This is a genomic window from Micromonospora sp. NPDC050695 (genome assembly GCF_040654415.1).
Classification (GTDB): Bacteria; Actinomycetota; Actinomycetes; order Mycobacteriales; family Micromonosporaceae; genus Micromonospora.
Map to the genome: position 1 here is coordinate 95,329 of NZ_JBFAHZ010000018.1, position 26,866 is coordinate 122,194.

The 26,866-nt window shown below is 73.1% G+C and carries 28 protein-coding genes and 1 pseudogene; 21 read left to right on the forward strand and 8 right to left on the reverse strand.

What is annotated here, in order from left to right:
* The 7 genes from AB0H52_RS16605 to AB0H52_RS16635 all read left to right on the forward strand — a co-directional run bounded on the left by AB0H52_RS16605 (position 1) and on the right by AB0H52_RS16635 (position 7,703).
* On the forward strand, positions 1-1,560 hold the full coding sequence (locus AB0H52_RS16605; RefSeq protein WP_151490052.1) for a lysine 5,6-aminomutase subunit alpha: 1,560 nt from the start codon (positions 1-3) through the stop codon (positions 1,558-1,560).
* Positions 1,557-2,306, forward strand: a complete 750-nt coding sequence (locus AB0H52_RS16610; RefSeq protein WP_278122671.1) for an OAM dimerization domain-containing protein — start codon at positions 1,557-1,559, stop codon at positions 2,304-2,306. The genes AB0H52_RS16605 and AB0H52_RS16610 overlap by 4 nt, the downstream gene beginning before the upstream one ends.
* Entirely contained in the window at positions 2,303-2,710 is a 408-nt protein-coding gene (locus AB0H52_RS16615) for a hotdog domain-containing protein (protein ID WP_151490054.1), read from the forward strand. Before AB0H52_RS16610 ends, AB0H52_RS16615 begins: the two co-directional genes overlap by 4 nt.
* A 100-nt stretch (positions 2,711-2,810) precedes the next feature.
* On the forward strand, positions 2,811-4,148 hold the full coding sequence (locus AB0H52_RS16620; protein WP_357948277.1) for a glutamate mutase L: 1,338 nt from the start codon (positions 2,811-2,813) through the stop codon (positions 4,146-4,148).
* A gap of 553 nt (positions 4,149-4,701) precedes the next feature.
* Complete coding sequence (lnt, locus tag AB0H52_RS16625; protein WP_225854507.1) at positions 4,702-6,267, forward strand: apolipoprotein N-acyltransferase; 1,566 nt, start codon at positions 4,702-4,704, stop codon at positions 6,265-6,267.
* 34 nt (positions 6,268-6,301) lie between these two features.
* Positions 6,302-7,111: a polyprenol monophosphomannose synthase gene (locus AB0H52_RS16630; RefSeq protein WP_151490057.1), complete on the forward strand. Its 810-nt coding sequence runs from the start codon at positions 6,302-6,304 to the stop codon at positions 7,109-7,111.
* Between the two features lie 67 nt (positions 7,112-7,178).
* Positions 7,179-7,703, forward strand: coding sequence for an FxsA family protein (locus AB0H52_RS16635; protein ID WP_151490058.1), 525 nt, complete (start codon positions 7,179-7,181; stop codon positions 7,701-7,703).
* A 63-nt stretch (positions 7,704-7,766) separates the two neighbouring features.
* On the opposite strand, the gene AB0H52_RS16640 is transcribed toward AB0H52_RS16635, so the two are convergent.
* Entirely contained in the window at positions 7,767-8,108 is a 342-nt protein-coding gene (locus AB0H52_RS16640) for an RNA polymerase-binding protein RbpA (protein ID WP_046564157.1), read from the reverse strand.
* Positions 8,109-8,330: 222 nt separating this feature from the next.
* Here AB0H52_RS16640 and AB0H52_RS16645 point away from each other — a divergent pair, with 222 nt between their 5' ends.
* A complete protein-coding gene (locus AB0H52_RS16645) occupies positions 8,331-9,812 on the forward strand; it encodes a peptide MFS transporter (protein ID WP_151490059.1) in 1,482 nt (493 codons plus the stop codon).
* Between the two features lie 12 nt (positions 9,813-9,824).
* On the opposite strand, the gene AB0H52_RS16650 is transcribed toward AB0H52_RS16645, so the two are convergent.
* Both AB0H52_RS16650 and AB0H52_RS16655 read right to left on the reverse strand, forming a co-directional pair.
* A complete protein-coding gene (locus AB0H52_RS16650) occupies positions 9,825-10,982 on the reverse strand; it encodes a hypothetical protein (RefSeq protein ID WP_357948282.1) in 1,158 nt (385 codons plus the stop codon).
* Between the two features lie 26 nt (positions 10,983-11,008).
* The gene (locus AB0H52_RS16655; protein WP_357948285.1) at positions 11,009-12,379 is read right to left on the reverse strand and encodes an MFS transporter; all 1,371 of its coding nucleotides are present in this window, start codon (positions 12,377-12,379) and stop codon (positions 11,009-11,011) included.
* 57 nt (positions 12,380-12,436) lie between these two features.
* On the opposite strand from AB0H52_RS16655, the gene AB0H52_RS16660 reads away from it, so the two are divergent.
* Genes AB0H52_RS16660 through AB0H52_RS16670 form a run of 3 tightly spaced genes read left to right on the forward strand, consistent with a single transcriptional unit; the run spans position 12,437 to position 15,283 of the window.
* Positions 12,437-13,084 (forward strand): TetR/AcrR family transcriptional regulator, encoded by a 648-nt coding sequence (locus AB0H52_RS16660; RefSeq protein WP_357948288.1) that lies wholly within the window; start codon positions 12,437-12,439, stop codon positions 13,082-13,084.
* A 55-nt stretch (positions 13,085-13,139) separates the two neighbouring features.
* The gene (locus tag AB0H52_RS16665; protein ID WP_357948291.1) at positions 13,140-14,474 is read left to right on the forward strand and encodes an NAD(P)-binding domain-containing protein; all 1,335 of its coding nucleotides are present in this window, start codon (positions 13,140-13,142) and stop codon (positions 14,472-14,474) included.
* The gene (locus tag AB0H52_RS16670) at positions 14,471-15,283 is read left to right on the forward strand and encodes an SDR family NAD(P)-dependent oxidoreductase (protein ID WP_151491768.1); all 813 of its coding nucleotides are present in this window, start codon (positions 14,471-14,473) and stop codon (positions 15,281-15,283) included. Before AB0H52_RS16665 ends, AB0H52_RS16670 begins: the two co-directional genes overlap by 4 nt.
* 21 nt (positions 15,284-15,304) lie before the next feature.
* On the opposite strand, the pseudogene AB0H52_RS16675 reads toward AB0H52_RS16670, so the two are convergent.
* A pseudogene (locus AB0H52_RS16675) lies at positions 15,305-15,416 on the reverse strand (LysE family translocator); the annotation flags it as partial.
* 229 nt (positions 15,417-15,645) lie between these two features.
* Between AB0H52_RS16675 and AB0H52_RS16680 the strand changes: the two are divergent.
* From AB0H52_RS16680 to AB0H52_RS16695, 4 genes are all read left to right on the forward strand, one after another.
* A complete protein-coding gene (locus tag AB0H52_RS16680; RefSeq protein ID WP_151491769.1) occupies positions 15,646-16,134 on the forward strand; it encodes a DUF1992 domain-containing protein in 489 nt (162 codons plus the stop codon).
* On the forward strand, positions 16,113-16,718 hold the full coding sequence (locus AB0H52_RS16685) for a GNAT family N-acetyltransferase (protein WP_357948295.1): 606 nt from the start codon (positions 16,113-16,115) through the stop codon (positions 16,716-16,718). The genes AB0H52_RS16680 and AB0H52_RS16685 overlap by 22 nt, the downstream gene beginning before the upstream one ends.
* Positions 16,719-16,874: 156 nt before the next feature.
* Complete coding sequence (locus AB0H52_RS16690) at positions 16,875-17,108, forward strand: hypothetical protein (protein ID WP_151491770.1); 234 nt, start codon at positions 16,875-16,877, stop codon at positions 17,106-17,108.
* Positions 17,108-18,148, forward strand: coding sequence for an MFS transporter (locus AB0H52_RS16695; RefSeq protein WP_151491771.1), 1,041 nt, complete (start codon positions 17,108-17,110; stop codon positions 18,146-18,148). The genes AB0H52_RS16690 and AB0H52_RS16695 overlap by 1 nt, the downstream gene beginning before the upstream one ends.
* A gap of 157 nt (positions 18,149-18,305) precedes the next feature.
* Here AB0H52_RS16695 and AB0H52_RS16700 read toward each other — a convergent pair whose 3' ends face one another.
* On the reverse strand, positions 18,306-18,881 hold the full coding sequence (locus AB0H52_RS16700) for a maleylpyruvate isomerase N-terminal domain-containing protein (RefSeq protein ID WP_357948300.1): 576 nt from the start codon (positions 18,879-18,881) through the stop codon (positions 18,306-18,308).
* A 106-nt stretch (positions 18,882-18,987) separates the two neighbouring features.
* On the opposite strand from AB0H52_RS16700, the gene AB0H52_RS16705 reads away from it, so the two are divergent.
* Complete coding sequence (locus AB0H52_RS16705; RefSeq protein WP_192580405.1) at positions 18,988-20,193, forward strand: ABC transporter permease; 1,206 nt, start codon at positions 18,988-18,990, stop codon at positions 20,191-20,193.
* A gap of 59 nt (positions 20,194-20,252) precedes the next feature.
* Here the strand turns inward: AB0H52_RS16705 and AB0H52_RS16710 are convergent, their stop codons facing one another.
* Positions 20,253-20,726 (reverse strand): hypothetical protein, encoded by a 474-nt coding sequence (locus tag AB0H52_RS16710; RefSeq protein ID WP_151491774.1) that lies wholly within the window; start codon positions 20,724-20,726, stop codon positions 20,253-20,255.
* A 63-nt stretch (positions 20,727-20,789) separates the two neighbouring features.
* On the reverse strand, positions 20,790-21,650 hold the full coding sequence (locus tag AB0H52_RS16715; RefSeq protein ID WP_151491775.1) for an NmrA family NAD(P)-binding protein: 861 nt from the start codon (positions 21,648-21,650) through the stop codon (positions 20,790-20,792).
* A gap of 86 nt (positions 21,651-21,736) precedes the next feature.
* Between AB0H52_RS16715 and AB0H52_RS16720 the strand changes: the two genes are divergently transcribed.
* From AB0H52_RS16720 to AB0H52_RS16735, 4 genes are all read left to right on the forward strand, one after another.
* Entirely contained in the window at positions 21,737-22,450 is a 714-nt protein-coding gene (locus AB0H52_RS16720) for a TetR/AcrR family transcriptional regulator (RefSeq protein ID WP_357948304.1), read from the forward strand.
* A gap of 153 nt (positions 22,451-22,603) precedes the next feature.
* Positions 22,604-22,960 (forward strand): YciI family protein, encoded by a 357-nt coding sequence (locus AB0H52_RS16725; protein WP_151491777.1) that lies wholly within the window; start codon positions 22,604-22,606, stop codon positions 22,958-22,960.
* A complete protein-coding gene (locus AB0H52_RS16730) occupies positions 22,957-24,234 on the forward strand; it encodes a DUF6596 domain-containing protein (RefSeq protein WP_225854693.1) in 1,278 nt (425 codons plus the stop codon). The genes AB0H52_RS16725 and AB0H52_RS16730 overlap by 4 nt, the downstream gene beginning before the upstream one ends.
* Positions 24,235-24,366: 132 nt before the next feature.
* Positions 24,367-25,143 (forward strand): maleylpyruvate isomerase family mycothiol-dependent enzyme, encoded by a 777-nt coding sequence (locus AB0H52_RS16735; RefSeq protein ID WP_151491778.1) that lies wholly within the window; start codon positions 24,367-24,369, stop codon positions 25,141-25,143.
* 248 nt (positions 25,144-25,391) lie between these two features.
* Here AB0H52_RS16735 and AB0H52_RS16740 read toward each other — a convergent pair whose 3' ends face one another.
* On the reverse strand, positions 25,392-26,480 hold the full coding sequence (locus tag AB0H52_RS16740; RefSeq protein WP_225854694.1) for a TniQ family protein: 1,089 nt from the start codon (positions 26,478-26,480) through the stop codon (positions 25,392-25,394).
* Positions 26,481-26,524: 44 nt separating this feature from the next.
* Here AB0H52_RS16740 and AB0H52_RS16745 point away from each other — a divergent pair, with 44 nt between their 5' ends.
* On the forward strand, positions 26,525-26,713 hold the full coding sequence (locus AB0H52_RS16745; RefSeq protein WP_192580406.1) for a hypothetical protein: 189 nt from the start codon (positions 26,525-26,527) through the stop codon (positions 26,711-26,713).
* Positions 26,714-26,866 lie beyond the last annotated feature (153 nt).

Below are 26,866 nucleotides of genomic sequence, written 5' to 3' on the forward strand. Positions count from 1 at the left end.
GTGACCGGCAAGCTTGATCTTGACCCGGTGTTGGTGGCGCGGGCGCGGGAGTTGGCGCGGCGGGCCGGCCAGCCGGTGGTGGACCTGGCGCGCAGCCACACCACCGTGTCGGTGGAGCGGGCGGTGTTGCGGCTGGCCGGGGTGACCGGCGCCGACCCGGACGGCATTCCGTGGGTGAACCGGCTCGTCGACGCGGTCGTCGCGGACGTCGGGTTGGGTCACGGGGTGGCGGTGCCGGTGTTCGATGCCCTCGCCCGCGAGGGCATCACCGACGTGACGTTGCTGGCGCAGAAGGCCGCCGCCGGGTCGGTGCGCTTCGCGCTGCCCACCGGACGGGCGGCGACGGCGGCCCGCTCGGCGGCCCGCAGGGCCGTCGGCGCGGGTGTGCGGCGCATCGACCGTCGGCGCGCCGAGCGGGACCGGCTCGTCACGCGCCACGGTGACCCGCGGCAGCGGCCGTGGATCTACCTGATCGTCGCGACCGGGGACATCTACGAGGACATTCCGCAGGCGCAGGCGGCGGCGCGCGCCGGCGCGGACGTGATCGCGGTGATCCGCTCCACGGGGCAGTCGCTGCTGGACTACGTGCCCGAGGGCGCGACGCGGGAGGGGTTCGCCGGCACGTACGCCACGCAGGAGAACTTCCGGCTGATGCGCGCCGCGCTGGACGAGTCGTCGAAGGAGTTGGGCCGCTACGTGCGGTTGACCAACTACGCGTCGGGGCTGTGCATGCCGGAGATGGCGACCCTGGCCGGTTTGGAACGCCTCGACATGATGCTCAACGACTCGATGTACGGGATCCTGTTCCGCGACATCAACCCGGTGCGCACGTTCGTCGACCAGCGGTTCTCCCGGCAGGTGCACGCCCGCGCCGGGATCATCATCAACACCGGTGAGGACAACTACCTGACCACCGCCGACGCCGTCGACGAGGCGCACACGGTGACGGTGTCGCAGCTGCTCAACGAGTTCTTCGCGCACGAGGCGGGCCTGGCCGACTGGCAGTTGGGGCTCGGGCACGCGTTCGAGATCAACCCGGAGGTGCCGGAGTCGTTCCGGTTGGAGCTGGCGCACGCCCTGCTGGCGCGGGAGTTGTTCCCGGACGCGCCGCTGAAGTGGATGCCGCCGACGAAGCACATGACCGGTGACGTGTTTCGGGGCAACCTGCTCGACGGGTTCTTCAACCTGGCGGGCACGCTCACCGGGCAGGGCATCCTGCTGGTGGGGATGATGACCGAGGCGGTGGTGACGCCGTGGCTGTCCGACCGCGACATCGCCCTGCAGAACGTGCGCTACGTGCTGGGCGCGGCCGGTGGGCTGCACGAGGACTTCGTGCCCGCGCCCGGCGGGTTCATCCGCCGCCGCGCCAACCAGGTCCTCGGTGAGGCGTTGGACCTGCTGGAGCGCATCGGGGAGCAGACGCTGCTCACCGCCATCGCCGAGGGCACGTTCGGGATCATGAAGCGGCCGGCGGACCGGGGCAAGGGCCTCGACGGGGTCGCCGCGCACGAGGCCGACTACTGCAACCCGGCCACCGACATCCTGGAGGCGGCGGCGTGAGTGGGCAGATCGTGCGGCCGTACGGGGACACCACCGGCGACGGGATGGTGCAGGTGTCGTTCACGCTGCCGGTGGCGCACGACAAGCGGGCCGAGGGCGCGGCGGTGCAGTTGGCCAACAAGATGGGCATCGACCCGGCGATGGTGGTGCACGCCAAGCCGATGGGCGACGGGTTCACCTTCTTCGTCGTGTACGGGCGGGTCAACCACCTGGTCGACCTCGACGCGGTGCAGGTGGTGGAACGCGACTTCGCGCTGCTGTCGGCCAAGGAGGTCAACACGGTGGTCAAGCAGCGGCTGCGGCGCAAGCTGTCCGTGGTCGGGGCGTGCATCGGCACCGACGCGCACACCGTGGGCATCGACGCGATCCTCAACGTCAAGGGCATCGCGGGGGAGAAGGGCCTGGAGTACTACCGGGAGTTGAAGGTCACCAACCTGGGCGCGCAGGTCAGCGTGCCGGAGCTGGTGGAGGCCGCCCGGGCGGAGAAGGCCGACGCGGTGCTCGTCTCCCAGGTCGTCACCCAACGCGACGCGCACCTGCACAACACCCGGGAGATGTCCGCGGCGTTCCGTGAGGCGATGCCGGCGGGACGGCGTCCGCTGCTGATCGTCGGCGGTCCCCGCTTCGACGAGACGATGACCGACGAGTTGGGCGTGGACCGGATCTTCGGCCGGGGCACCACGCCCGGCGAGGTCGCCAGCTACCTGGTGCACGCCCTGATCACGCAGCGGAAGGCGATGGCATGACCGACGCAAGGCTCGGGTTGACGGTGACGCACCGGCGCTACGTGCCGTACGCGCACGCCCACTACGCCGGCAACCTCGTCGACGGGGCGTACGCCCTCGGGCTGTTCGGCGACGTCGCCACCGAGGTGTGCATCCGCACCGATGGTGACGAGGGACTGTTCGCCGGGTACTCCGACGTGCGGTTCACCGCGCCTATCCGCGCCGGCGATGTGGTGGAGGTGACCGCCCAGGTGTCGCGGGTGGGTGCCCGCAGCCGCACCCTGGAGCTGAGCTGCGCGGTGGTGTGCCGGGGCCGCCCGGACCGCTCCGAGTCCGCCGCCGAGGTCCTCGACCCGCCGATCGTGGCGGTCACCGCGACCGGCACCGTGGTCGTTCCCGCCGCCAGCGTGAGTCGCGAGGAGTGAGCCGGGGTTGCGAGCCCCGCAGTCGCGAACACCAGAGGCAGCGTGAGTCGCGAGGAGTGAGCCGGGGTTGCGAGCCCCGCAGTCGCGAACAGGGACACTCGTGACCCTGGCGGTCTGCGCCGACGTCGGCTCCACGTACACGAAGGTGGCCGTGGTGGACGTGGCCGCCGGTGTCCTCGTCGGCGCGGCGGCCGCGCCCACCACGGTCGGCAGCGACGTGCTGCACGGCCTGGACGCCGCGGTCACGGCGGCCACCGCCGGGCTCGGGGTCCGTGACGTGCCGTGGTACGTGTGCTCGTCGGCCGGCGGTGGGCTGCGGCTGGCCGTGATCGGCTACGAGCCGCTGGTCACCGCGCAGGCGGGTCGGCGGGTCGGGTTGTCCGCCGGCGCCCACGTGGTGCACACCGCCGCCGGGCGGCTCGGCGCGGCGGACCTGACGGCGCTGCGGGCCGCCCGATGCGACGTGGTGCTGCTCGTCGGCGGCACCGACGGCGGTGACGCCGACACGATCACCCACAACGCGACCCGGCTGGCGCGGGCCCGCTGGCGGATCCCGGTGGTGTACGCGGGCAACGCCGACGTGCGGGCGGAGCTGACCGGGCTGCTGGAGGCCGCCGGGGTGCCGGTGACCGGCGCGGACAACGTGCTGCCCCGCATCGGGGTGCTCGCCCCGGATTCGGCGCGCGCCGCGATCCGGGCGGTGTTCCTGCACCACGTCATCGGCGGTAAGCGGCTGTCGAAGGGCGGCCGGTTCGCGCGGCTGGTGCGCGCGGCCACCCCCGACGCGGTCCTCACCGGCGTGGAGGTGCTCGCCGACACCATCGGCGGGGACCTCGCCGTCGTCGACGTGGGTGGCGCCACCACCGACGTGTACTCGGTGCTCACCCCCGACGAGCGGGCCACCGGGCCGGGCCGGGAGGTCGCCGGCAGCCTGTGGCGGGCCCGCACCGTGGAGGGTGACCTGGGGATGCGGTGGAGCGCGCCTGGGGTGGTGCGCGCCGCCGCCGAGGAGCGGCTGCTCGCCGCCGGTGAAGCCGAGATTCTCGCCGGTGCCGCGGCACGCCGCGGCACCGACCCGGGGTTCATCGCCGTCGATGACGCCGAACGGGCCGTGGACGCCCGCATCGCGGCCCTCGCGGCGACGGTGGCGCTGCGCCGGCACGCCCGCGGCGCCGCCACCGGGGAACGCGCCGGACGGGACCTGCGCGACGTGCGGCTGATGGTGGGCTCCGGCGGGGTGCTGCGGCACGCGCCGCCGGACGCGGCCGGGCGGGTGCTGGCGGCCGTCCTCGGCGACTACGCCGGCGGGTGGCCGCTGCCCCGCGCCGCGGACGCGGTGGTGGACGTCGACTACGTGCTGGCCGCCGCTGGGCTGCTCGCCGAGGAACACCGGGCGGCGGCGGGGACTCTGCTGCGCCACCATCTGCGTACGCATTGAGACGTGCCGACCCGACACGCCGTGTCGGAACACACGACAGGCCGGCGTGGGTTGACAGGAGACGGGGTGCAGCACGTACCGTCTTTGAGTCCTACCACGGGAAGCGGCTGTTGTTCGCTTCGTCCCTTCGTCCGCTGGCCGAGCGACATTTTTGAGCGTCATCGTCGCGGCGGCCAGGTCCAGCGGGCGGGGGTCGGCGGGGCGGCGCGAACCGGTCGCGGTTACCGGTGTACGGGCAGGGTGAGGTGCACGGCCAGTAGACAACGGCCCGGCGGGGGCAGCCAGTCCGCGTCCGGTCGGTCCGAAGGTCGGCGTGCCACATCCTCGCCACACCGGCCGGGGAGGGCCTGGGAGCATCGGGGCGCGGCGCGAGCCGCGCCCCGATTTCATGTCCGCCGGGCGGATCGTCCCCCACGGCCCGATGCGGCCGACACCACCGCCGGCCAGGTAGCCTTCGCCGGGTGATCGAGGTGAAGCTGCGGTGACGACGCTGGACCGGGACGAGACCCACACCCCGCAGGCGTCGACCCGTCCGGTCGTCGCCGCCGCGCCGCTGCCGTTGCCGGCCGCCGCGCTGATGGCGGTCGCCGCCGGGCTGGCCCTGCTGGTGGCGTTCCCGCCGTACGGGGTGTGGCCGCTCGCGCCGGTGGGCGTGGCGTTGCTGGCCGCCGCGGCGCACCGCCGACGGTTGCGCGCCGGCGCCGGCCTGGGCTTCCTCACCGGCGTGGCGTTGTTCGCGCCGCTGCTGGCCTGGACGAACCTGCACACCGGCTACCTGCCGTGGGTGTTGCTGTCCCTGTTGCAGGCCGGCTACCTGGCGCTGCTGGGCATGGCCACCGCCTGGGTGTCGCCGCTGGCCGACCGCGGCCGCTGGGCGTGGCCGGCGCTGACCGGCCTGCTGTGGGTGGGGCAGGAGGCGCTGCGCGACCGCACCCCGTTCGGGGGGTTCCCGTGGGGCCGGCTGGCGTTCAGCCAGGACTCGTCGCCGCTGCTGCGCCTGGCCGCGCTCGGTGGCGCGCCGCTGGTCACCTTCGCGGTGGCCCTCGTCGGTGGTCTGCTCGTCACGGCTGTCTGGCGGGGCTGGGTCGCCGCCCGCACCACCGCGCGCAGCGAAGGCCCGCCGGCCGCCCGGTGGGCGCCGGTGGCCGCGCCGGCCGCCCTGGCGGTGGCGCTGACCGCCGCGAGCCTGCTCGTGCCGGTCGCCGCCACGGGCGGCGGCGACACGGTCACCGTGGCGATCGTGCAGGGCAATGTGCCGCGCCTGGGCCTGGACTTCAACGCGCAACGCCAGGCGGTGCTCAACAACCACGTCGACGCCACGCTGCTGCTGGCCGCGCAGGTCACCGCCGGCGCGCAACGCCAACCCGACCTGGTGGTGTGGCCGGAGAACTCCAGCGACATCGACCCGCTGCGCAACCCCACCGCCGGGGCGCGGATCTCGCAGGCCGCCGACGCGGTCCGCGCGCCGATCCTCGTCGGCGCGGTCCTGCAGGGCCCCGGCGCCGGTCAGGTCCGCAACGTGGGCATCCTGTGGCGGCCCGGCACCGGCCCCGACCTGGGCCAGCTGTACGCCAAACGCCACCCGGTGCCGTTCGCCGAGTACGTGCCGCTGCGCGACGTGGCACGGATGGTCAGCGACAAGGTCGACCTGATCCGGTCGGACTTCGTGGCCGGCAGCACCCCGGGCGTGGTGCGCGCCGGCCCGACGGTGCTCGGCGACGTGATCTGCTTCGAGGTCGCCTACGACGAGGTGGTCCGCGACACCGTCACCGGCGGCGCCCAGCTGCTCGTCGTGCAGACCAACAACGCCACCTTCAACGTGGCGGAGGCCCGCCAGCAGCTGGCGATGGTGCGGCTGCGGGCGGTGGAGCACGGCCGGCCGGCGTTGATGGCCTCCACGGTCGGGGTGTCCGGGTTCGTCGCCCCGGACGGGCGGGTAAGCGATGCCACCGGGTTCAACACCCGGGAGGTCGTGGTGCGGCAGATGCGGCTCGACGGCGGACGTACCCTCGCAACCCGCCTCGGCTGGTGGCCGGAGGTGGCGCTCGCCGGGCTGGCCGCAGCGGCCCTGGTCGGCGCGGCCGTGCTGCGCCGGCGGCAGCGGGTCATGCCCGGATAGCAGCAGCCGGTACGCCGGCGGGAGCGGAGGAACCGTGATCCAGGCGACCGATACGATCCGGCGTCCCGACGAGGTGCCCGGCGTGGGCCGGGTGCTGGTGGTGATCCCCACCTACAACGAGGCCGACAACGTCGCCGCGATCGTGGGGCGGGTCCGCCGGGCCGCCCCGGCCGTGCAGATCCTCATCGCCGACGACAACAGCCCCGACGGCACCGGCGCGATCGCCGACGCCCTCGCCGACGGCGACGCGCACGTGCAGGTGCTGCACCGCGAGGGCAAGCAGGGCCTCGGCGCCGCCTACCTGGCCGGGTTCGGGTGGGCGCGGGAGCGCGGCTACGACGCGGTCGTGGAGATGGACGCCGACGGTTCGCACGCCCCGGAGGACCTGCCGGCGCTGCTGACGGCCGCCCGAGACGCCGACGTGGTGATCGGGTCACGGTGGACCAGCGGCGCGCGGGTGGTGAACTGGCCGCTGCGGCGGCTGCTGCTGTCGCGCTGCGGCAACCTGTACGCGCGGCTGGCCCTGGGCATGCCGATGTCCGACGCGACCGGCGGCTACCGGGTGTACCGGATCAGCGCGTTGGACGCCATCGACCTGGATTCGGTGTGCTCCCAGGGCTACTCGTTCCAGGTGGAGCTGTCCCGGCTGGCGCATCAGGCCGGCGTGCGGATCGTGGAGGTGCCGATCACGTTCGCCGAACGGGAACGCGGGGACAGCAAGATGAGCCCGCGCATCGTGGCCGAGGCGTTGTGGCGGATCACCACGTGGGGCGTGCAGGACCGGCGCCAGGCGGTACGCCGCGGCCTCAACGGCACCCCCACCGGTCAGGTGCGGTGGCCGTGAGCGCGGCCGTGTCATGCTGGATGGGCGGGACACGCCCATGGTGTCGCGGGAATGGCGATGAGGTGAGATGCGCCGAGGACTGAGGTTCGTGCCGTTGGCCCTGCTGCTGACGGTGGTGCTGGAGTTGGCGGTGTTCGTCGCGGTGGGGCGGGCGCTGGGGTTCGGCGCGGCGGTGCTGTTGGTGTTCGCCGCGTCGCTGCTGGGGCTGGTGCTGCTGCGCCGCGAGGGCATGCGCGCCTGGCGGGGGTTCCGTTCCGCCGCTGCGGCCGGGCAGCCACCGGGGCGGCAGGTGACCGACGGGCTCGTCGGGTTGGCCGGTGCGCTGCTGCTGGCGGTGCCGGGCCTGGTCAGCGGTCTGGTCGGGTTGCTGCTGATGGTGCCGCCGCTGCGACGGTTGGCCCGTTCCGGGGTGCAACGCACCGCGGAGCGGCGGGTGTCGTCGATGGTCGCCGGTGACCTGTTTGGTCCACGGACGGTGCGGGTGCGCCAGGGTGCACCGCAGCCGACGCCGAGCGCGCAGCCGCAGCAGCCGGTGGTCGTCGACGGTGGCCGGGCCATCGAGGGCGAGATCATCGAGCCTGGCCGCAACTGACGCTACGACACGACGGCGCCCCCGGGGAGAACCCCGGGGGCGCCGTGTCGTGCGGTGTGCGGCTCAGGCGCGGCCGCGACGGGTACGAACCTCCTGGAGCCGTTCGGCGAGGATGTCCTCAAGCTCGGCGATCGAGCGCCGCTCCAGCAGCATGTCCCAGTGGGTACGCGGCGGCTTGGCCTTCTTCTGCTCCGGCTCGCTGCCGTCGACGAGTCGGGCGACGCTGCCGTCGAACTTGCATTCCCAGGTCGTCGGGACCTCGGCGTCGACGGCGAACGGCACCTCGAACTGGTGGCCCTTGGCACAGAGGTACTCGCGGGTCTGACGCGGCGCGAGCTCCGTGTTGCGGTCGGATTCGTAGCTGACCGCGCCCAGGCGGCTTCCGCGCAGCATACGCTCGCCCATGATCGACTTCCCCTCGTTCGTGGTGCTGGTCTTCTGGGTGTAACGGTGCGTGCCCGTCGCCCCATTCCCGCCCGAGGGCGTGAGGCGTCCACGGGTGGGCCGCGACCAAGGGTAGCCGGCCGGGGCGGCCACCCGGCCAGGTGATCCCCGGGCGGGTCGCGTTGGTGGAGTGTTTCGGCTGCCACCGGGGATGTTAACCGCCCGAGCGCAGTGGAGGTTGCGATGGCCCAGGACGTCCCGGTCGAACGCCGAGCCGCAACCGGGCGCACGTTCTTCGGGCATCCCCGGGCCCTGGCGACGCTCTTCCTCACCGAGATGTGGGAGCGGTTCAGCTTCTACGGGATGCGGGCGATCCTCGTGCTGTATCTCACGGCCGAGGTCTCCGACGACGGGTTGGGGCTGGGCGAGGCCAGCGCCAACGCGGTCTACGGCACGTACAACGCGATGGTGTACCTGCTGGCGCTGCCCGGCGGGTGGGTCGCCGACCGGCTGATCGGCGCCCGCCGCAGCGTGCTGTGGGGCGGGGTGGTGATCGCCGCCGGGCACTACGTGATGGCGGTGCCGGTGCGGTGGAGCGTGTTCGCCGGGATGACGCTCATCGTGCTGGGCACCGGGCTGCTCAAACCGAACATCTCGACGATGGTCGGCGCCCTGTACGACCGGGACTCCCCGCGCCGCGACGCCGGCTTCTCGATCTTCTACATGGGCATCAACCTGGGCGCGTTCCTCGCCCCACTGATCACCGGCTTCCTCGGCGAAAAGATCAACTGGCATCTGGGGTTCGCCGTGGCCGCGGTCGGCATGACCGCCGGCGTGATCCAGTACGTGCTGGGCCGGCGCAACCTGGGCGACACGGGGGACCGGCCGGCCGACCCGCTGCTCGGCGCCGACCGCCGGCGGGCGCTGACCCGGGCCGGCCTGGCGCTGGTGGCGCTGCTCGTCGTCGTGGCCGTCCTCGCCCTGCTCGGGCTGTTCACCGTCAACACGGTGGTGAACGTGCTCACCGCGGTCACCGTGCTCGTCGCCATCGGCTACTTCGCCCGGATCATGACCGACCGGGAGCTCAGCACGACCGAACGTCTGCGGATGAGGGCGTACCTGTGGCTGTTCGTGTTCGCCGCCGCGTTCTGGCTGATCTACGACCAGGCCGGCTCGGTGCTGAACATCTTCGCCGCCGACCGCACCGACCGGGACGTCGCCGGGTTCACCTTCCCCGCGTCGTGGTTGCAGTCGGTCAACCCGATCCTGATCATCATCGGCGCGCCGCTGTTCGCGCTGCTGTGGCTGCGCGCCGGCAACCGGGTGTCCACCCCGGTGAAGTTCGCCGTCGGGCTCATCCTCAACGGCCTGTCGTTCGTGCTGATGGCCGCCGCGGCGCAGGCCGCCGTCGGCGGCGAGCGGGTGTCGCCGTGGTGGCTGGTCGCGGTGTACGCCATCCAGGTCGCCGGTGAGCTGTCGCTGAGCCCCGTCGGCCTGTCCGCCACCACGAAGCTCGCGCCGGTGAAGTACGCCAGTCAGATGCTCGGGCTGTGGTTCCTCGCCACCGCCGTCGGCGACGCCATCGGCGGTCAGGTGGCCCGGCTCGCGCAGACCTGGTCCGAGTCGACCTACTTCCTCACCTTCGGCCTGGCGTCGGTGGCGTTCGGGGTGGGCGCGGTGATGTTCGCCCGACACATCCGCGCGTTGATGGCCGGCATCCACTGACCGGCCCGGCGGTCAGCCGGTGGCGTCGTCGGGCGTGGCGGCGCCGAGGCGGGCCAACGCCAGCGCCAGGTCGCTGACCTGGTCACCGAGCTGCGCCACCTGCCGCTGGGCCACGTCCCGGTCGGCTTCGGCGGCGTCCAGTCGTACCGTCAGGGTGCTGACCTGGCCCTCGGCGGTGGCCGCGGCGTGCCGGGCGGCGGTCAGCTCGGCGGTCAGCGCGTCGCGGTGCGCGAGGGTGGCGGTCAGCTCCGCGCGCAGCCGCACGGCCAGTTCGGCGGCCTCCTGACGGGCCGTGTCGGCCTGGTCGGCGGCGACCTGCGCGCGGTCACGGGCGCGTTCGGCCTGCTCGCGGGCGCGGGCCGCGTCGGCGGCCTCGGTGCGGGTCCGCGCGGCGTCGGCGCGGGCCTGGTCGATCTGGCGACGGACGTCCTGCACCTCGGTCTGCCACCGCCCGGCCCGCTCGGTGGCCTCAGCGGCGGCCCGGGTGGCCCGCTCGGCGTCGGCGCGCGCCGCGTCCCGGTCGACGCTCAGATCGGCCGCCCGCTGCCGCTCGGCGTCGCGTGCCACCCGCAGCTCGTCCGCGTCGCGGCGGGCCTGGTCCCGATCGAGTTCGGCCTGGGCGCGCAGCGCCTGCGCCGCGCTGGCGTCGCGGCGGGCCTCGTCCCGGGCCGCCTCGGCGAGCCGGGCCCGCTCGTCGGCGGCGGTGACCTGCTGCCCGGCCCGCTCGGCGCGCTGGCGGGCGTCGTCGGCCTCGACCCGGGCGGTACGGGCCTGCTCCCGCGCCCGCGCCGCGTCGGCCGCGGCGGTCTCGGCGTCGTCGCGGGCCTCGTCGCGTTCGGTCTGCGCCGCCGCGATCTCGGTGGTCGCCTCGGCGCGGGCCTGTGCGAGTTGTCGCTGCACCCCCACCGGGGACAGTTCGGCGTGCAGCGCCTCGGTCAACGTCTCGACGATCTGGTCGAGCCGGTCCACGGCCTCCCACGTGCGGGCCACCTGCCCGGGCAGGCCGGGGGCGTTGCGGTGGCGCATCCGGCTGTTGCGCGACGCGCGTTGGCAGGCGCCGTCGTTGTCCCGGCAGTAGCGAAACGGCCGACCGGCGCCGACACGCTGCGCCACCGGCCGTCCACAGTGGGCACACGGACGGGTCTCGGCGGGGGTGAGCTGCGCGTCCATCGAGGGCGAAGTCTAGTGCCGGCCGTTCAGCTGGTGGCCCGGGCCGTCGCGTCCAGGGTGTAGCGGCGTTGCAGCAGCAGCGCCGCGAGCATCGCCACCGCCGGCAGCAGGCCGAACCCGTAGCGGACCGCCGCGAGCGCCGCGTCCGGCTGCGTCGGCGACTCACCGGCCGTCGAGGCCACGAAACCGCCGATGGTCAGGCACAGGGCGTACGCGTACGGGCCCAGGGCTGCGCCGGTCGCCTCGGTGGCCGTCCACACCCCGGTGTAGGTGCCCGCGCCGGTCGCGCCGGTGTCGGCGGCGCTGGTGTCGGCGGCGCGGATCACGTCGGGCAGCATCGAGAACGGCAGCAGCTGCATGCCGGCGAAGGCCACCCCGAGCACCGCCACGGCGCCGATGAGCACCGCCAGCCCGGCCGGGCGGCCCACCGCCAGCACCACCGAGCCGAGCGCGAACGCGCCCTGCGCGCCGAGCAGCGCCCGCTGCTTGCCGACGCGGCGGGCCAGCACCAGCCACCCCGGGGTGACCAGCAGCGCCGGGGCGACGAACGCGGCCACCAGCACCGTGGTCAGTCCGGGCGCGCGCAACTCGTACTCGGCGTAGTAGGGCACCCCGGCCAGCACCAGGTGGTTGGTGGTGGACATGGCCAGGTAGGCGGCGACGAGCCAGCGGAACTGCCGGTCGCGCAGCGCCGTGCGCAGCGCCCGCCACCCGCCGTGCCCCGCTGGGGCGGGGTCCGCCGCCCCGGCGCGCAGCCGGGCGATGCCGGCCACGCCGATCAGCATGGCGACCAGCATCCCGACGGCGAGGACCAGCCCCATCCGCTGGTATCCGGCGCGGGTCGCGGCGTCCCCGCCGGTGAGCAGCGGGGCCAGCAGCCCGGAGAGCAGGATGCCCAGGGTCAGCACGACCATCCGGAACGCCATCAGCCGGGTGCGTTCGTGGTAGCCGATCCGCAGGTCGGCCGGGGTGGACAGGTAGGGGACCTGGTAGGCGGCGAAGAGCAGGTTGCCGGCGACGAAGAACACCGCCACCCACCCGGCGGCCGACGCGCCGGTCAGGCCGCCGGGCACCGCGAACAGCGCGGCGAACACGACCGGCAACACGCAGCCGAGCAGCAGCAACCGCCGCCGGTCGCCCCGGCGGGCCTGTTCGACGTCGGCGCGGTGCCCGACCCAAGGGTGCAGCAGCACGTCGGCGATCTTCGGCAACAGCAGCGCGAGGCCGGCCAGCCACGGCCCGACGGCCAGCACGTCGGTCAGGAAGTAGAGCAGCAGCAGGCCGGGCACGGTCACCCAGACGCCCATGCCGATCGAGCCGGCGGCGAACCCCGCCAGGGGGCCACGGGGCAGCCGCGTGTCGGTGGCGGCCGCGGGCCGCCGGTCGAGCCCGGTCATCGCCGCTTCCTCTCCGCAATCCAACGGTTGCTGGATTCTAGGGGCAGAATGGCGGCCATGACCATGCCCCGCCGCCGTCCCGGTCGGCCCCGGCGCGACGAGACCCGACCGACGCGCGAGGTCGTGCTCAACGCGGCCACCGTGCTGTTCGCCGAACGTGGCTTCGACGCCGTCGGGCTGCGGGAGGTCGCCGCCGCCGCCGGCGTCGACGTGGCCACGGTCGCCCACCACACGGGTACGAAGGCAGCGCTCTACGACGCCTGCTTCGCGCGGGTGTTCGCCGCCGAACGGGAGGTGCTGACCGAGGCCGCCGAGCAGGCCCGCCGCGCGTTGGACGCCGGCCCGGACGCCGCGCGACGGGCCCTGCACGATCTGGTCGACGTCTTCGTCGACTTCCTCGAGGACCGGCCGGAGACCACCGCGTTGTGGCTGCGCCGCTGGCTGGAACCGCAGCGGCACGCCGACCTCGACCAGCGCTACGCCGAACCGCTGTACCGGCTGGTGGCGGAACTGCTCACCGCCGCCGCGTCGGCCGGCGCGCTGGCCGAGCCGACCCCGCACATCACCGTGCGCAGTCTGGTGTGGGCGACGCACGGGCACGTGGTGGCGCTGGCCGCCGGAGCGCCGGGCGCCCGGGAGCGGCGCGAGTTCCGGGTGTTCGTGCACCGCCTGCTGGACGGGCTGTACGGAACCCCGGCCCCTTGACGGGCCGCCACCACGCGACGATTATCCATCGGACGTTGGATTAGTGGGGGCGGCAATGGGCGTACCACCTCAGGTGGCGGTGATCGGCGCCGGCGCGGCCGGGCTGGCCGCCGTCAAGGCACTGCGCGACGCCGGCCGGCCGACGGTCTGCTTCGAGGCCACCGACCAGGTCGGCGGCCTGTGGGTGTACGGCGCGCCCGACTCGCCCGCGTACCGCACCCTGCACCTGAACACCAGCCGTGGCCGCACCGAGTTCGCCGACCACCCGATGCCCGGTGACTGGCCCGACTACCCCGACCACCGTCGCGTCGCCGGCTACCTGGCCGACTACGCCGACCGCTTCGCCCTGCACGACAGCATCCGCCTGCGACACACCGTCGAGCGGGTCACCCGGGATCCCGCCGGCCGGTGGACGGTGCGCGCGAGTGGACCGGACGGGCCCGTCGAGGTCACCGTCGACGCCGTCGTCGTCGCCAACGGCCACAACCGGGTGCCCCGGCTGCCCCACCCGCCGTACGCCGGCACCTGCACCGCCGAGCAGCTGCACAGCCACGACTACCGCGGCCCCGAGCAGTTGGCCGGCAAACGGGTCCTGGTCGTCGGAGGTGGCAACTCCGCGATGGACATCGCCGTCGACGCCTCGTACGCCGCCGGGCGCACCCTGCTGTCGCTGCGCCGCGGCGTCTGGGTGGTGCCCAAGTACCTGCTGGGCCGCCCCTCGGACACCCTCAACGGCGCGCTGGCCCGCCGGCTGCCGTGGCGACTGCGCCAGCGCATCAGTCAGACGATGCTCACCGCGACCGTCGGCAGCCCCACCCGCTACGGCCTGCCCGCGCCGACGCACGGCTTCCTGCAGGACCATCCGACGCTCTCCGACGGGCTGCTGTCCCGGCTCACCCACGGCGACATCGAGGCGCGGCCCGGCGTCGCCGCGCTCGACGGCGACCGGGTCGAGTTCACCGACGGGCGCAGCGACCACGTCGACCTGATCGTCTGGTGCACCGGTTACCGGGTGGAGATCCCGTTTCTCGACCCGGAACTGCTCGGCGGCGGCGCCGACACTGTGCCGCTGTACCGGCACGTGTTCCACCCCGACGCGCCCGGCCTGACGTTCGTCGGTCTGATGCAGTCCACCGGTTCCGCGTTCCCCCTGGTGGAGGCGCAGGCCAAACTGATCGCCGCGCAGCTCGCCGGCCGGTACGCGCTGCCCGAGCCGGCGCGGCAGCGCGCCGCCTGCCGAGCGGAGCTGCGCGCGGCGACGGCCCGCTGGGGCCAGCGCCGGCCGGCGATGCGGGTGGACTTCGACGCCTACCTGGCCGAGCTGACCCGGGAGCTGGCCTCGGGCGCCCGCCGCGCCCGCCCGAACGCGTCGACCGGTGCCGGGCGGTGACCGGTCTGACCGGCCGGCGGGTGCTGGTCACCGGGGCGAGCGGCACGTTCGGCCGGCACCTCGGCGCCGCCCTGCGCGCCGGCGGCGCCCGGGTCGTCGGGCTCGACCTGCACCCCGCCGACGACCCGCCGGTGCTCGGCTGCGACCTGACCGACCCGGCGGCCGTGCCCGCGGCGGTCCGGTCCGCGGTCGAGCGGCTCGGTGGGCTGGACCTGCTCATCAACAACGCCGGGGTCGGCGGCCCCGCGCCCGCCGAACTGCCGCCCGACGAGGTGGTCCGCCAGCAGCTGGAGGTCAACCTGCTCGCCGCCTGGCGGACCACCGCCGCCGCGCTGCCCCCGCTGGTCGCGGCACGCGGGCGGGTGATCTTCGTGTCGAGCCGGATGGCGGTGCTGCCCCTGCCGCTCGCCGCCGCGTACGGAGTCAGCAAGCGGGCCCTGGTCGCGTACGCCGACGCGCTGCGCCACGAGGTGGGCACCCACGTCGGGGTGAGCGTCGTCTACCCGAGCATGGTCGCCTCCCCGATCCACGACAGCACCGCCGCGGCCGGCCTGTCCCTGCGCGGGGTGTCCCGCCCGGAACCCGTCGACGGGGTGGTCACGGCGATCCTGCGGGCCGCCACCGCCCGCCGCGCGCCCCGGGACGTGGCGACCACCCGGCGTGGACGACTGGAGATGGCGGTGGCCCGGCACGCGCCGGCGCTGGCCGACCGGATGGTGCGCCGTACCCTCGCCGCCCGGCTCACCGCCGGCGACCTGGACGCCGCACCGCTGGCCGCCGGGATGCTGCGTCGCCACCGGGGGCGGTGAGCGCCGGGTCAGGTCGCGGCGACCGGCCCGGCGGCCCTGCGCCACCGAACGGGACACCAGGTAGACCATGGTCGGGCCGGGCGTGAGCACCAGCCACCAACGCGATGCCCAGCAGCGCACCCGGACCCACCATCACGCGTCTCCCGTTCGATAGTCCCCACACCGACCGCAATCAGGATGAACATCCCGGTCCAGGTCCACCCGGCAGGCCGTGGCCCGCGGCCCAGCGTGCTCCGCTCGGGTGCGGTGAGAGCCCGGGACCTGCGGCGGGAATGGTCACCGTCGCGGGCGCGCTGACCCCTTGCGGGTACGCGTCGCCGGCCGGAGGTGGCGCGTTACGGTGGCCAGGGAGGTGCCGCACGGTGACCGAGGCATGGGAAGCGTCCGTGGAGGCGAAGATCCAGGACGCCGTGCAGCGCGGCGAGTTCGACAACCTGCCCGGCATGGGCAAGCCGATCCCCGGGCGCGGGATGCCGTACGACGAGGCGTGGTGGATCAAGAGCTTCCTGGAGCGCGAGGCACTGTCCAGCGACCTGCTGCTGCCCACCTCGCTGCAACTGCGCCGACGCGTCGAGCAGGTCCCCGACGAGGTCCGTGACCTGCCCACCGAACAGGCCGTCCGCGACTTCGTGGGGCAGCTGAACGCGCAGATCGTGGCGTGGCTGCGCTTTCCCGACGACGGACCCCGGGTGACGGTGCGTCCGGTGAACACCGAGGACGTGGTCCGCCGCTGGCGTGCCGAGCACACACCGCCCCGCACCGTCACCCCCACGACCGAGCCGGTGACCGCCGCCGCCGCGCGCCGGTCCCGCCGCACCTGGTGGCTGCCGTGGCGGCGCCGGCCGCGCTGAGCGGGCTGGCCGGTCGGGTACGCCACCGGCAGACTGTGCGGATGATGATCGAGCTGCGGGCGTCGGGCATCTCCGCGACGCCGGACCTCACCCTGCGACCGTGGCGAGACGATGATCTGCGGGCGCTGCTGGACGCGTACCGGGACCCGGTGCTGCGCCGGTGGACCTCGGTGCCGGTGACCAGCCTCGCCGAGGGACGACGGTGGCTTGACCGCGCGCGGCAGGACTGGGACGACGGCCGGCGGTACACCTTCGCCGTGCTCGAGGAGCAGACCGACGGGCCCCGGCTGGTGGCCAACGTGGTGCTCAAGGGGATCACGCCGCAGCGTCCGGTCCCGGAGGTCGGCTACTGGACGGCGCCGTGGGCACGTGGTCGCGGTGTCGCCCCGCGCGCGGTCACCGCACTGAGTCGCTGGGCGTTCGACCGGTTCCCCGACGTGGCGCGTCTGGACCTGCTGCACCAGGTGGACAATGTCGCGTCCTGCCGGGTGGCACAGAAGTCTGGCTTCGTGTTCCAGGAGCTCGTGCCGGCCCGGCCGCCCTTCCCGCTCGACGGTCACCGGCACACGCTCGACGCCGGTTAGCCGGGCGGCACGACACCTCCCCGCCGGCCGTCCGAACCCGCCGCGAACGGATCCGAACAGCTCCGAACGCCTGCTCGCCCGCCCGACGGCGCGAACGCGGTTACGGTCTGGGCCGAGCGCCCGGACGAGAGCCGGCGCGGGAGGAGACGGGGCGACGTGACCGAGCGCACCGCGACGTACGCCGAGGTGTTCGCGGTGCGCGAATACCGCCACCTGTTCGGGGCGTACCTGCTGTCCCTGGCCGGCGACCAGCTCACGGCCGTGACCGTGGCGTATCTCGTCTTCAGCGAAACCGGCTCGGCCGCACTGGCGGCGGCCGACTACGCCAGTTCCTATCTGGCCTGGCTCACGGGCGGACCGCTGCTGTCCGGTTCCCCGGGCGAAGCGTGATGATCGCGTGCGACTGTGGTCGCGCGGCGCTCATCCCGCTGGCGGCGCTGCCGGACCTGCCCGCGCCGGCCCTGGTGGTGCTCCTCTTCGTGGTCAACCTGATGCGACCGCCGTTCGTGGCGGCGCGGGCGGCGCTGATGCCGGACGTGCTCGACGGCGACCGCTACGCGGTGGCCAACGGCGTGGACAACATCTGCGCCCAGGTCGTGCAGGTGGTCGGCTTCGCCGTCGGGGGGAGTCTGGTGGCGCTGCTGTCGCTGCGCGGTGCCCTGCTGGTGGACGCCGGCACGTTTCTGGTCTCGGCACTCCTGATCGGGATCGGCGTGCGGTCCCGACCCGCGCCTCGGCCATCGTCGAGCCCGACCGGCCACGGCCGGGCGGACGGTCTACGGGTGATCTTCGCTGATTCCCGGCTGCGGTCCTACGTTCTCGTCCTGTGGACGGCCAGCGCCTTCACCTACGCCGCCGAGGGGTCGATGGCACCGCTGGCCCGACAGTACGGCGGCGGCGCCGGCACCGTCGGACTGTTGCTGTCGGCGGCGCCGTTGGGGATGTCCCTCGGCGGGGTCGCGCTCACCCGGCTCTGTGCGCCGGCGGCCCGACCCCGGCTCATCCTGCCGCTGGCCGCGATGTCGGCCGGGGTACTGGCGCTGACCTGGCTCGTCCCTCCGCTGTGGATGATGCTCCTGCTGTTGGTGCTGGCCGGTGCCGCGAGCGCCTTCGCCATCCCCCTGAACGCGTTGTTCGGCCGGGCGGTGCCGACGCGGTACCGGGGACACGCCTTCGGGGTGGCCATCACCGGTCTCAGCGGGCTGCAGGGGACGGCGATGGTCCTGGCGGGTCTGGCCGCCGACCGTTGGCCGGCCACCACGGTGATCGGGTTCAGCGGACTGTCGGGCGCGGTGGCGGTCCTCGCGCTCGTGCCGCTGTGGCGGCGACCTGCCCACGCACCCGTGCCGTTCGAGTCCCCGGCCGTACAAGCCCGAACGACTCCGAACGCCGACACCCCTACCGCCGCGGCCGGGCGCGACCGACGCTGAGGTCACCTGGCGGGCACGGGGGCCGTCACCGAGGGGAGAGGGGAAGGGCATGCGCAGCGTTCGCAACCGTGGCATCAGCTGGACCTGACCGTGACGCTCTAGCGTGGGTGGTCGCCCGGGGGGAGGCGACCACCCACCCCCTCGCCGCCGGTGCGTGTCAGTCCACCGCGGCCCGCCAGGTCCAGGATGTGCGCCTCGCCCGGCCGGGCAGTTCGCCGCGGCCGGTCATCCAGAGCAGCACCTCGGGAGCCGCCCCGGCCGGAGCGTCCGGGAAGAGTCTCCGCAGCACCAGCGCGCTCAGCCGCTGCGGCGGCTGCCAGGGCACGTCGAGGCCGAGGGTGATGTCGTGGGTGTGCAGCAGGGTCTCGGCCACACCCATCGCGGCGAACCCGGCCGGGTCGCAGGGGCCGTAGTGCCAGGCCCGCACGTCCGGTCCGGCGGCGTCGACGGCGACGGCGAGCAGACCAGCGCAGGCCCGCACCACGGCGAGGGTCTGCGCCGGGCTCGCGGCGGGGGAGACCCGCAGGTCGTACGGCAGGTAGCTGTCATCCGGGCGGCCGGTGACCTGGCCCGCGTACGCGAGGAGGTCGTGCGCGACGTGCGCGGCGGTGGTCCAGCAGCTCCACGTCAGCGTGCCGGCGGGCACGGACCAGTCTCGTTCGCGGTGCGGCATCAGCGTCCGGGTCATCTCGTCGGCCGCCGCGAGCAGGTCGGTGCCGATCACCGCTGCCACCCGCCAACTCGCGAGGTGGCACCGGTACGCGTCGGGAACGCTGTGCTGGGCAGGACAGATCGAAGCATGCGAGAATCCTCCCTCGTACCTGGGGGAGGTCAGCATAGTGTTGCCCAACCTGCTGGTGGACACGACGGTGTTGCCGCCCGCGGAGAGGTTCGACTTCTGGTACGCCCTGGTCGCTCGGGAGACGGCGCCGGCGCACATCACCAGCGCCCACCTGGACAACTTCGTCGGGTACGCCCGGGCCATCGATCTCGGCCGGATCCGGCTGACGTCGTTGCGGTACCCGTCGCTGGATTCGACTCGACCCTCGCAGCTGGTCCGCCGAGCCGAGGCCGACGTGTATCAGCTGGCGCTGCCGCTGACGGGGCGCAGTGTGCTGACCCAGGACCGCAACGAGTCCGCTCTGGAGGCCGTCACCCACTTCACGCTTCTGGACACCGCCCGGCCCCACATCGCCCGGCACAGCGCCGACGGTCCCGGACTCGCCGCGACGATCACCGTGCAGATACCGCGCGCGGCGCTGCCCGTCGCGCCGGACCGGCTGCGCCGACTGCTGGCCGTGCCGATGCCGGCGCACCTCGGCGTCGGCGGGCTGTTGGCTCACCACCTGCGCAGCATCGCGGCGCATCCGGAGCAGTACCAGCCGCCCGAGGCCGAGGCCCTGGGCCGGGTGGCTCTGGACCTGCTCACTGCCGTCCTCGCTCAGCAGCTCGACATCGAGGGCACCCTGTCGCCGCAGACCCGGCAGGCCGCGCTGCGAGCCCGCGTCGTCGACTTCATCGACCGCCATCTTGGCAGTGACGAGCTCAGCCCTCGGAGCATCGCCGCCGCCCACCACATCTCGCTGCGGTCGCTGCACCGTCTCTTCGAAGGGGAGTCGGCGACGGCCGCCGAACTCATCCGCGCCAAGCGGCTGGAGCGGTGCCGGCGTGATCTCGGCAATCCGCTGCTCCGGCAACTGCTGCTGGCCCTACCGGCGTCGGTGCTGATCGCGTACGCCTTTGCCGCTGGCGGGCTGGCCGTCACGACGTACCTGCGCGACTTCCCCGACTTCCAGTACATCCAGCTCGTCATGCTGCCGATGTACCTGTTCGCGACGACGTTCTACCCCCTGTCGGTCTATCCGGCGGCGGTGCAGCCCCTGATCCGGGCGCTGCCGCTCTACCACAGCATCGAGCTGGTCCGGGAGCCCGCGTTGGGCCACCTCGGCTGGGACCTGCTGATCCCGGTGGTCTACCTCGTCGCGTTCGGCTCGATCGCCACGTACGTCGCCACCCGCCGGATGACCCGGGCGATGCTGCGCTGACCTGCCTCGGTCCGCGGGCGCGCCCAGCTCAGCGCCGGCGCGCCCGCGGTCGGCCTGCCCTACCTCCGCAGGTCGGTCGGGTCGTCCACCCGGAAGTCGCGGATGGCGGTGCGGATCGCCTCGCCGTACGGGTCGTCCGGCAGATGCCCGAGATGCTCGCGCGCCCGGGACAGGTGCTCGATGGCGAGTGCGGTGTTGCCCAGACGCCGGTGGCAGTCGGCCAGGTTGAGGTGCAGAGACGGCAGGAACGCCTGGACCCGGAGCGAGGACAGCTGGTGCTGAGCCCGTTCGTCGGTCAGGTCGGACGCGGCCGCCAGGGCACGCTCGTCCCAGCTCAACTCCGCTTCGGTGCTGTCCTGCAGGTCGGCGAGGTAGTGGGCGAGGGTGCAGCGGTGCAAGGCGTCGCCGTCGGCACCGATCTCGTCCCACAGGGCGGTGAGGGTGTCCCGGGCGAGGGCCTTCTGCCCCGATCGGCCGAGCTGCACCGCCGCACCGATGCGGGTCATGGTCGGGTCTGATGTCGGCTCGTTCATGCCGCCGATGTTCGGGCCTCGACCAGGTCGACGGTCAACCGAGGGACGTACCGCCGGGACGCCTCAGGCGTGGGCGACGATGGCCTTCAGCACCGAGCGGGCGGATGCCGGCCGGTGACCGATGAGGGTTTCCAACGTCGGGTCCGTCACGGCGAACTCTCCGCGTCGCGCCGCGCGGTACATGCCGAGGGTGAAGTCGGCTGCCGCCGCGGGCATGCCACGGACGACGGCGGCAGCCTTCCACTCCTCGTCGTCGAGGACCACTCGGGTGATGGCGCGTCCGGTGATCTCGGTGAGGATGCCCGCCACCGCTGCGAGGTCGAGCATCTCCGGTGCGGTCAGCGCAGCCGTGACCCCGTCGAGGACGTCCTCGGTGAGGGCGATGGCTGCGGCCTCGGCCAGGTCGGCGTGCGCGGTCCAGGAGACCGGGCCGTCCGACGGCGCCACCAACTGTCCGGTTTCGAGTGCTCCTGCGATGGAGAGGCTCAGGGTGTTGGCGTAGAACCCGTTGCGGAGGGCGGTGAAGGGCACCCCGAGACCGGCCAGGTGCTCCTCGGTCGCGGCGTGCGTGAGCTGGGCGGGGAAGAGTGAGTCTCTGGAGGCGGCCTGGTGACTGGTGTACAGGATCCGCTTGGCGCCCGCGGCGTGGGCGGCGTCGATGGCGGCGCGGTTCGCGGCGACCGCGCCGCTGCCACGGATGGAGGCGGACACGACGAGGACCTTGTCGGCTCCGTCGAAGGCGTGCGTCAGCGTGCTCGGGTCGGTGAAGTCTCCCGCACGTACCCGCACGCCGCGTTCGGCCAGGCCGGCGGCCTTGCCGACATCGCGCACGCTCACACCCACCTCGCTGGCGGGTACCCGTTCGAGTAGCCGGTCGACGATCTGGGATCCGAGCTGACCAGTGGCACCGGTGACGACGATCATGACGCACTCCCTGCTGTTATCGGCGATACAGCTAGAACGTTAGCACCGATAATTCGTGGATAACAAGATGCTGTTAGCATTGGTTCATGGCCACGGCGCAGGACACCGCATCCCGGGACGACGTCCGGTCCGGCATCATCGCGGCAGCCACCCGGCTGCTGCGCGACAAGGGCGCGAACGCGGTGACGACGCGCGCCGTCGCCGAGGCGGCGGGCGTGCAGGCGCCGACCATCTACCGGTTGTTCGGTGACAAGGACGGCCTCATCGACGCCGTCGCCGAGCACGTCATGTCCACCTACGTCAGCAGCAAGTCGGCCGTGGCGGAAGCCGCGGACGGCGACCCGATGGCGGATCTGCGCTCCGGGTGGCGGACGCACCTGGAGTTCGGGTTGGCAAACCCCGAGCTGTACGCGCTCATCGCTACGCGAGGACGCGGCGCGCCCTCGCCGGCGGTCGTCGCGGGCATGGCGGTGCTCCGTGCCCGCGTACGACGACTCGCCGCGGCCGGCCTGCTCCGCGTCGACGAGCAGCGCGCGCTCATGATGATCCACGCCGCGGGCAACGGAACCATCCTCGCCCTCCTGGGCATGCCCGCCGACCAGCGCGATCCCGGTCTCGGTGACGCTATGTTCGATGCCGTGCTCGGCGGCGTCCTGGCGACCGCTCCGGCGACACCCGACACGAGCACGAACGCGATCGCGGTGACCTTCGCGACGGTGGTGCCCGACCTGCCGGGGCTCAGCGACGCCGAACGCGCGCTGATGGCCGAGTGGCTCGGCCGATCGCTGACCCGCCCGTAGCCCGCCCCGGGGCTGGCTGCCGTGCAGAAGAGTTGCCGGGATGGTGTCGTGTTCGGGCACAGCCGTTCGTGGACCTGGTGTGTGGCGGCCGGTCGGGCCGCCGTGTGCGAGGAGTTGGCAAGGCCCTCGTCCGGGGACTGAGAGGAGACGACGGTGACGGAGTACCTGATCACTTTCAACGACGAGTGGGTGCCCCCGCACACGGCGGAGGAACTCCGCGAAAAGGGCGTGGCCAGCAGGGCGGTGATCGCGGAGATGCGAGCCGAGGGTGTCCTGATCTTCACCAACGGCGCGCTCGACCGGTCGACCGCGCTCTGCAGTGTCGAGTCGGTGGACGGCAAGCCCGTCTTCATCGACGGCCCGTACGTCGAAACCAAGGAGCACCTCGGCGGCTTTGCCGTGGTGGACGTGCCCGACGACGCGGCGGCGCGGTACTGGGCCGGCAGGATCGCGACCGCGCTCGACTGGCCGCAGGAGGTTCACCGGTTCCCCCGTCCCGGGCACAAGTGAGCGCGGCGGGCGACGTCCGGGCGGGAGCCCCGATCGGCCCCATCGTCGAGCAGGCGATCAGCCGCGCCCACCGAGAGGAGTGGGCGCGGCTGGTCGCCCGCCTCGCGCGCCGCTTCGGTGACCTCGACGTCACCGAGGAGGCGACGGCCGAGGCGTTCGCGGCGGCCGCGGAGCGGTGGCCCGCGATGGGCGTACCCCCCAATCCTGGCGGGTGGCTCGCCACCACCGCGATCCGCAAGGCGATCGATCGGCTCCGCCGCGAGTCGCAGCGCGACGCCAAGCACCGGGCGGCACAGATCGTGTACGACGACAGCCCTCCCGGGACGACCGGTCCGGTCGAGGATGACCGGCTCCGGCTGGTCTTCATCTGCTGCCACCCCGCGCTCGCGCTGGAGGCTCGGGTGGCGCTCACCCTGCGTCTGCTCGGCGGTCTCACCGTTGCCGAGATCGCCCGCGCCTTCCTGGTGCAGGAGACGACGATGGCGCGACGGATCACCCGCGCCAAGGCAAAGATCACGGCGGCCCGCATTCCCTACCGGGTGCCCCGGGCCGACGACATCCACGAGCGACTCGCCGGCGTGCTCGCGGTCGTCTACCTCGTCTTCAATGAGGGCTATCTCGCCAGTGCCGGCGGCGAAGCGGTGCGTGTCGACCTGACCGACGAGGCGATCCGGCTCGGCCGCCTGCTCCGCACTCTCCTCCCGGGCGACGGTGAGGTGACCGGCCTGCTCGCCCTGATGCTCCTCACGGACGCCCGGCGGCCGGCGCGGGTGTCCCGTACCGGGGAGTTGGTGACCCTCGACGAACAGGACCGCGGGGCCTGGGACCGGGCCCTCATCGCCGAGGGCAGAGCACTGATCCGCGAGCGGGTCGAGGCGGTGGCGGCCGGCGGTGACCCGCCCGGGCGCTACCAGCTGCAGGCCGCGATCACCACGGTCCACATGGACGCTCCCTGCGCCCGTGACACCGACTGGTCCACGATCGTCGCGCTCTACGGCCGCCTGGTGCTGCTCGACCCCTCGCCGATCGTGCGGCTCAACCGGGCGGTGGCGGTCGCCGAGGTCGACGGCCCGACAGTCGGGCTCGCCGAGATCGACCGGCTCGCCGAGGCCCTCGCCGGCTACCACGCGTATCACGCCGCGCGCGCCGACCTGTTGCGGCGACTCGGGCGCAGCGGTGACTCGCGAGCGGCGTACGACCAGGCCATCGACCTGGCCGCCAACCCCGCCGAGCGGGCCTACCTCACCCGCCGCCGCGACCAGCTCGCCGGCTGACCTCCAGGCCAGGTGATCGGGGCTGCACCGTCGAGGTGCCCCTGCGGTTGCGGGACCTGGCTGGAGGTCCCCGAGACCCTGGGTGGGGAAAACCCGATGCCGGTTGTCGAAGCGGGGTGGTAGAAAGCCGCGGTGGAAAGGTCTCTGGAGTTCGCCGACCTGTTGCGGCTGATGGACGACCGATCGACCGCGTTCCGGGCGGCGGTCGCCGCAGCACCCAGCCTCGACGTACGGGTGCCGACCTGCCCTGAGTGGACGTTGTTCGACCTGGTGCAGCACCTGGGCGAGGGGCGCCGCAGGTGGGCCGCCATCGTGGCCGCAGGGCCCGCCGACGCTCCGCCGGCCTGGTCGGCCCCGATGGCGCCCCGGGAGCGTGACGCCCTGCTGGCCTGGTTCGCCGCGTCGACGGAGGAGCTGCTGAACGCGCTGCGGGAGGCCGGCCCGGATCGTGGTTGCTGGACGTGGTGGGGTTCGTCGCAGTCACCGCAGACGACTGGTGCCGTCGCCCGGCACCAGCTTCAGCAGGTCGCCGTGCACACCTACGACGCCCAGGTCGCCGTGGGTGCCCCGCAGCCGCTGCCGGACGAGGTGGCCCTCGACGGTGTCGACGAGTTCGTGACCACCTGCGTCGCAACGACGTCCGCGTGGCCGCACAAGCCCGCGGTCGTCGACTACCACGCCACCGAGGGCCGCTCCTGGCGGCTCTGGTTCTCCGCCGACGGCGCCCGGGCCGCCCGCCTCCCCACGCCGGTCGCCGCCGAGGGCCCGGAGGTGGCCTATGTCTCCGCCCGGGGCACGGCCAATGAGCTGGTCATGTTCTGCTACGGCCGCATGCCGATGGACTCGCTGCAACTCGACGGCGACCGGCGCGTCTTCGACCAGCTGATCGCCTGGGAGCCGGAGGATTAGGACGCGGCCCGGTACGTGGTAGGCCGCTATCAGGGGCGACCTTCCGGCGACGAGCTCGCGATGCGCGGTGCTGCGTCGACGGTCCCGTCTGGTCCAGCGACGTGACCCCGACCTCGGTGACGAGGACGTGGCGCGCTCCTCGGTCAACTCCTGAGGAAGCTGTCGCTTCTCGTTCGAGGTGGCGAGGATGAGTCGGTCTGACCTGCGGTTCGCCATTCGGGTGTGGTGTGGTCACTGGTCATTGTCTCTCACTTGAAGTGGCGGATTTCCGGAAAGGGTGTGCTTGTGGCGTGGCTGGCGAAGTGCTGTTGCCAGAATTCGGTGCGAAGCTCCAGATGCTTGTGACGCAGTTGGTTGATCCATCCCGGCAGCGGGCGGCGTATGCGGTGGTTGCGGTTGGGCGAGTTGTGGAGCAGGTATGCGCTGGTCAGCCAGTCGGCGAAGGTGGCCGGCTGGTTCATCCGCTGGGCGACGTGGCGGAAGAAGCGGTCCATGTCGGAGTCGCGGTGGACCATGGCGACGTGGCGGAAGAAGCGGTCCATGTCGGAGTCGCGGTGGACCATGGCGACGTGGCGGCGCCAGTTGAGGTCACTGAGTACTTCTGCGAGGGCGACGGCTTCGGGAAAGACCAGCAACGGGGTGGGGTTGTAGGGGCCGTGGCCGATGCCGAGGGCGTCCGCCCGGGTCTGCCATCGGTCGTGGAGGGGGCGGGCACGGTATTTGCTGTGTCTGGCCCAGTCCATGGCGATCCAGGTGGCTTGGCGTAGTTGGATGTGGGTCCAATGATGGTCGCGGTTGGCTGCCCGGAGCTGGCTGTAACGCCGGTGAGCGGTGACGATCTCTGGGGTGTTGCTGAGGTTGACCTGTCGGGGGATTCCCGCTGTTGCGGGATCGAGCCAGCGGCGGTGGCGCTGACAGAGCTGCGGGAAGAGCAACCTGTGGACCCGGATCGTGGGTTTGCCGGGGATCCGGGCGACGCAGTGATCGCAGTGGTTGAGCAGGTCATGGCCTTTGTAGAGCCAGATCGTGGGGTTGTCCTCTGGTGTAGCGGAGATGCGGTGCAGGTTCGTCAGCGCGGCGCGGAGTTGTTCGGATGACCGCCCGGTGACGGTCTCCAATCGGCGCAGTGCGAGTTCGTTGAGGCTGACTTCGTAGTCTCGGTCCAGCGCGAACCGGGTGACCGCGGCATTGGGACGGCCGAGCGCCCGCAGTAGAAGGGTGGGCCGGTCGAGATCGTTGGCGTGGGCCAGGCGGAAGACGTAGGACAGCACTGTTTCGCCGAGGACCGGACGGACTCGGATCGGCAGCTGGTGGACGGGCATTTGCCAGAGCTTCACCGCGCCTCCGATCGCCGGCGTTGGCGAGGCGGGGTGAACTGGGTTTGAGCGGCGACGTCGAGGATGACCGCGTCGAGATGGGCTTTGGTGATCTTCTCGGTGCCGTCGGCGATGGCGTCGTTGGCGGCTTCGTGGATGAGCTGGTCGAGGCTGCCGATCATGCCGCCGGTGCGGTCGTGCAGGTAGCTGGCCTGCTCAACCAGGGCTCCGGGTTGATGCTGGTGCAGCCGTAACGGCCCGTCCGTAGTTTCCAGACCGAAAACAACGCCAAGCGCTACTACCGGCCGCCCAGACCTCGGTGGAATCCCATGCGGCCGGCCTGCCTGGCGGTAGCGTGGGCCCGCCGCCGTGCCTCAGCGGGGATCGCCGCAACCGCCTCCAGGGCT

Bases quoted from the DNA above. Each gene is read 5' to 3' on its own strand.
- AB0H52_RS16710 (WP_151491774.1), bottom strand. From the start codon at position 20,726: ATGAACGAGCCGACATCAGACCCGACCATGACCCGCATCGGTGCGGCG.
- AB0H52_RS16695 (WP_151491771.1), top strand. From the start codon at position 17,108: ATGATCGCGTGCGACTGTGGTCGCGCGGCGCTCATCCCGCTGGCGGCG.
- AB0H52_RS16720 (WP_357948304.1), top strand. From the start codon at position 21,737: ATGGCCACGGCGCAGGACACCGCATCCCGGGACGACGTCCGGTCCGGC.
- AB0H52_RS16615 (WP_151490054.1), top strand. From the start codon at position 2,303: ATGACCGACGCAAGGCTCGGGTTGACGGTGACGCACCGGCGCTACGTG.
- AB0H52_RS16715 (WP_151491775.1), bottom strand. From the start codon at position 21,650: ATGATCGTCGTCACCGGTGCCACTGGTCAGCTCGGATCCCAGATCGTC.
- AB0H52_RS16650 (WP_357948282.1), bottom strand. From the start codon at position 10,982: ATGGACGCGCAGCTCACCCCCGCCGAGACCCGTCCGTGTGCCCACTGT.
- AB0H52_RS16640 (WP_046564157.1), bottom strand. From the start codon at position 8,108: ATGGGCGAGCGTATGCTGCGCGGAAGCCGCCTGGGCGCGGTCAGCTAC.
- AB0H52_RS16660 (WP_357948288.1), top strand. From the start codon at position 12,437: ATGACCATGCCCCGCCGCCGTCCCGGTCGGCCCCGGCGCGACGAGACC.
- AB0H52_RS16665 (WP_357948291.1), top strand. From the start codon at position 13,140: ATGGGCGTACCACCTCAGGTGGCGGTGATCGGCGCCGGCGCGGCCGGG.
- AB0H52_RS16635 (WP_151490058.1), top strand. From the start codon at position 7,179: ATGCGCCGAGGACTGAGGTTCGTGCCGTTGGCCCTGCTGCTGACGGTG.
- AB0H52_RS16645 (WP_151490059.1), top strand. From the start codon at position 8,331: ATGGCCCAGGACGTCCCGGTCGAACGCCGAGCCGCAACCGGGCGCACG.
- AB0H52_RS16655 (WP_357948285.1), bottom strand. From the start codon at position 12,379: ATGACCGGGCTCGACCGGCGGCCCGCGGCCGCCACCGACACGCGGCTG.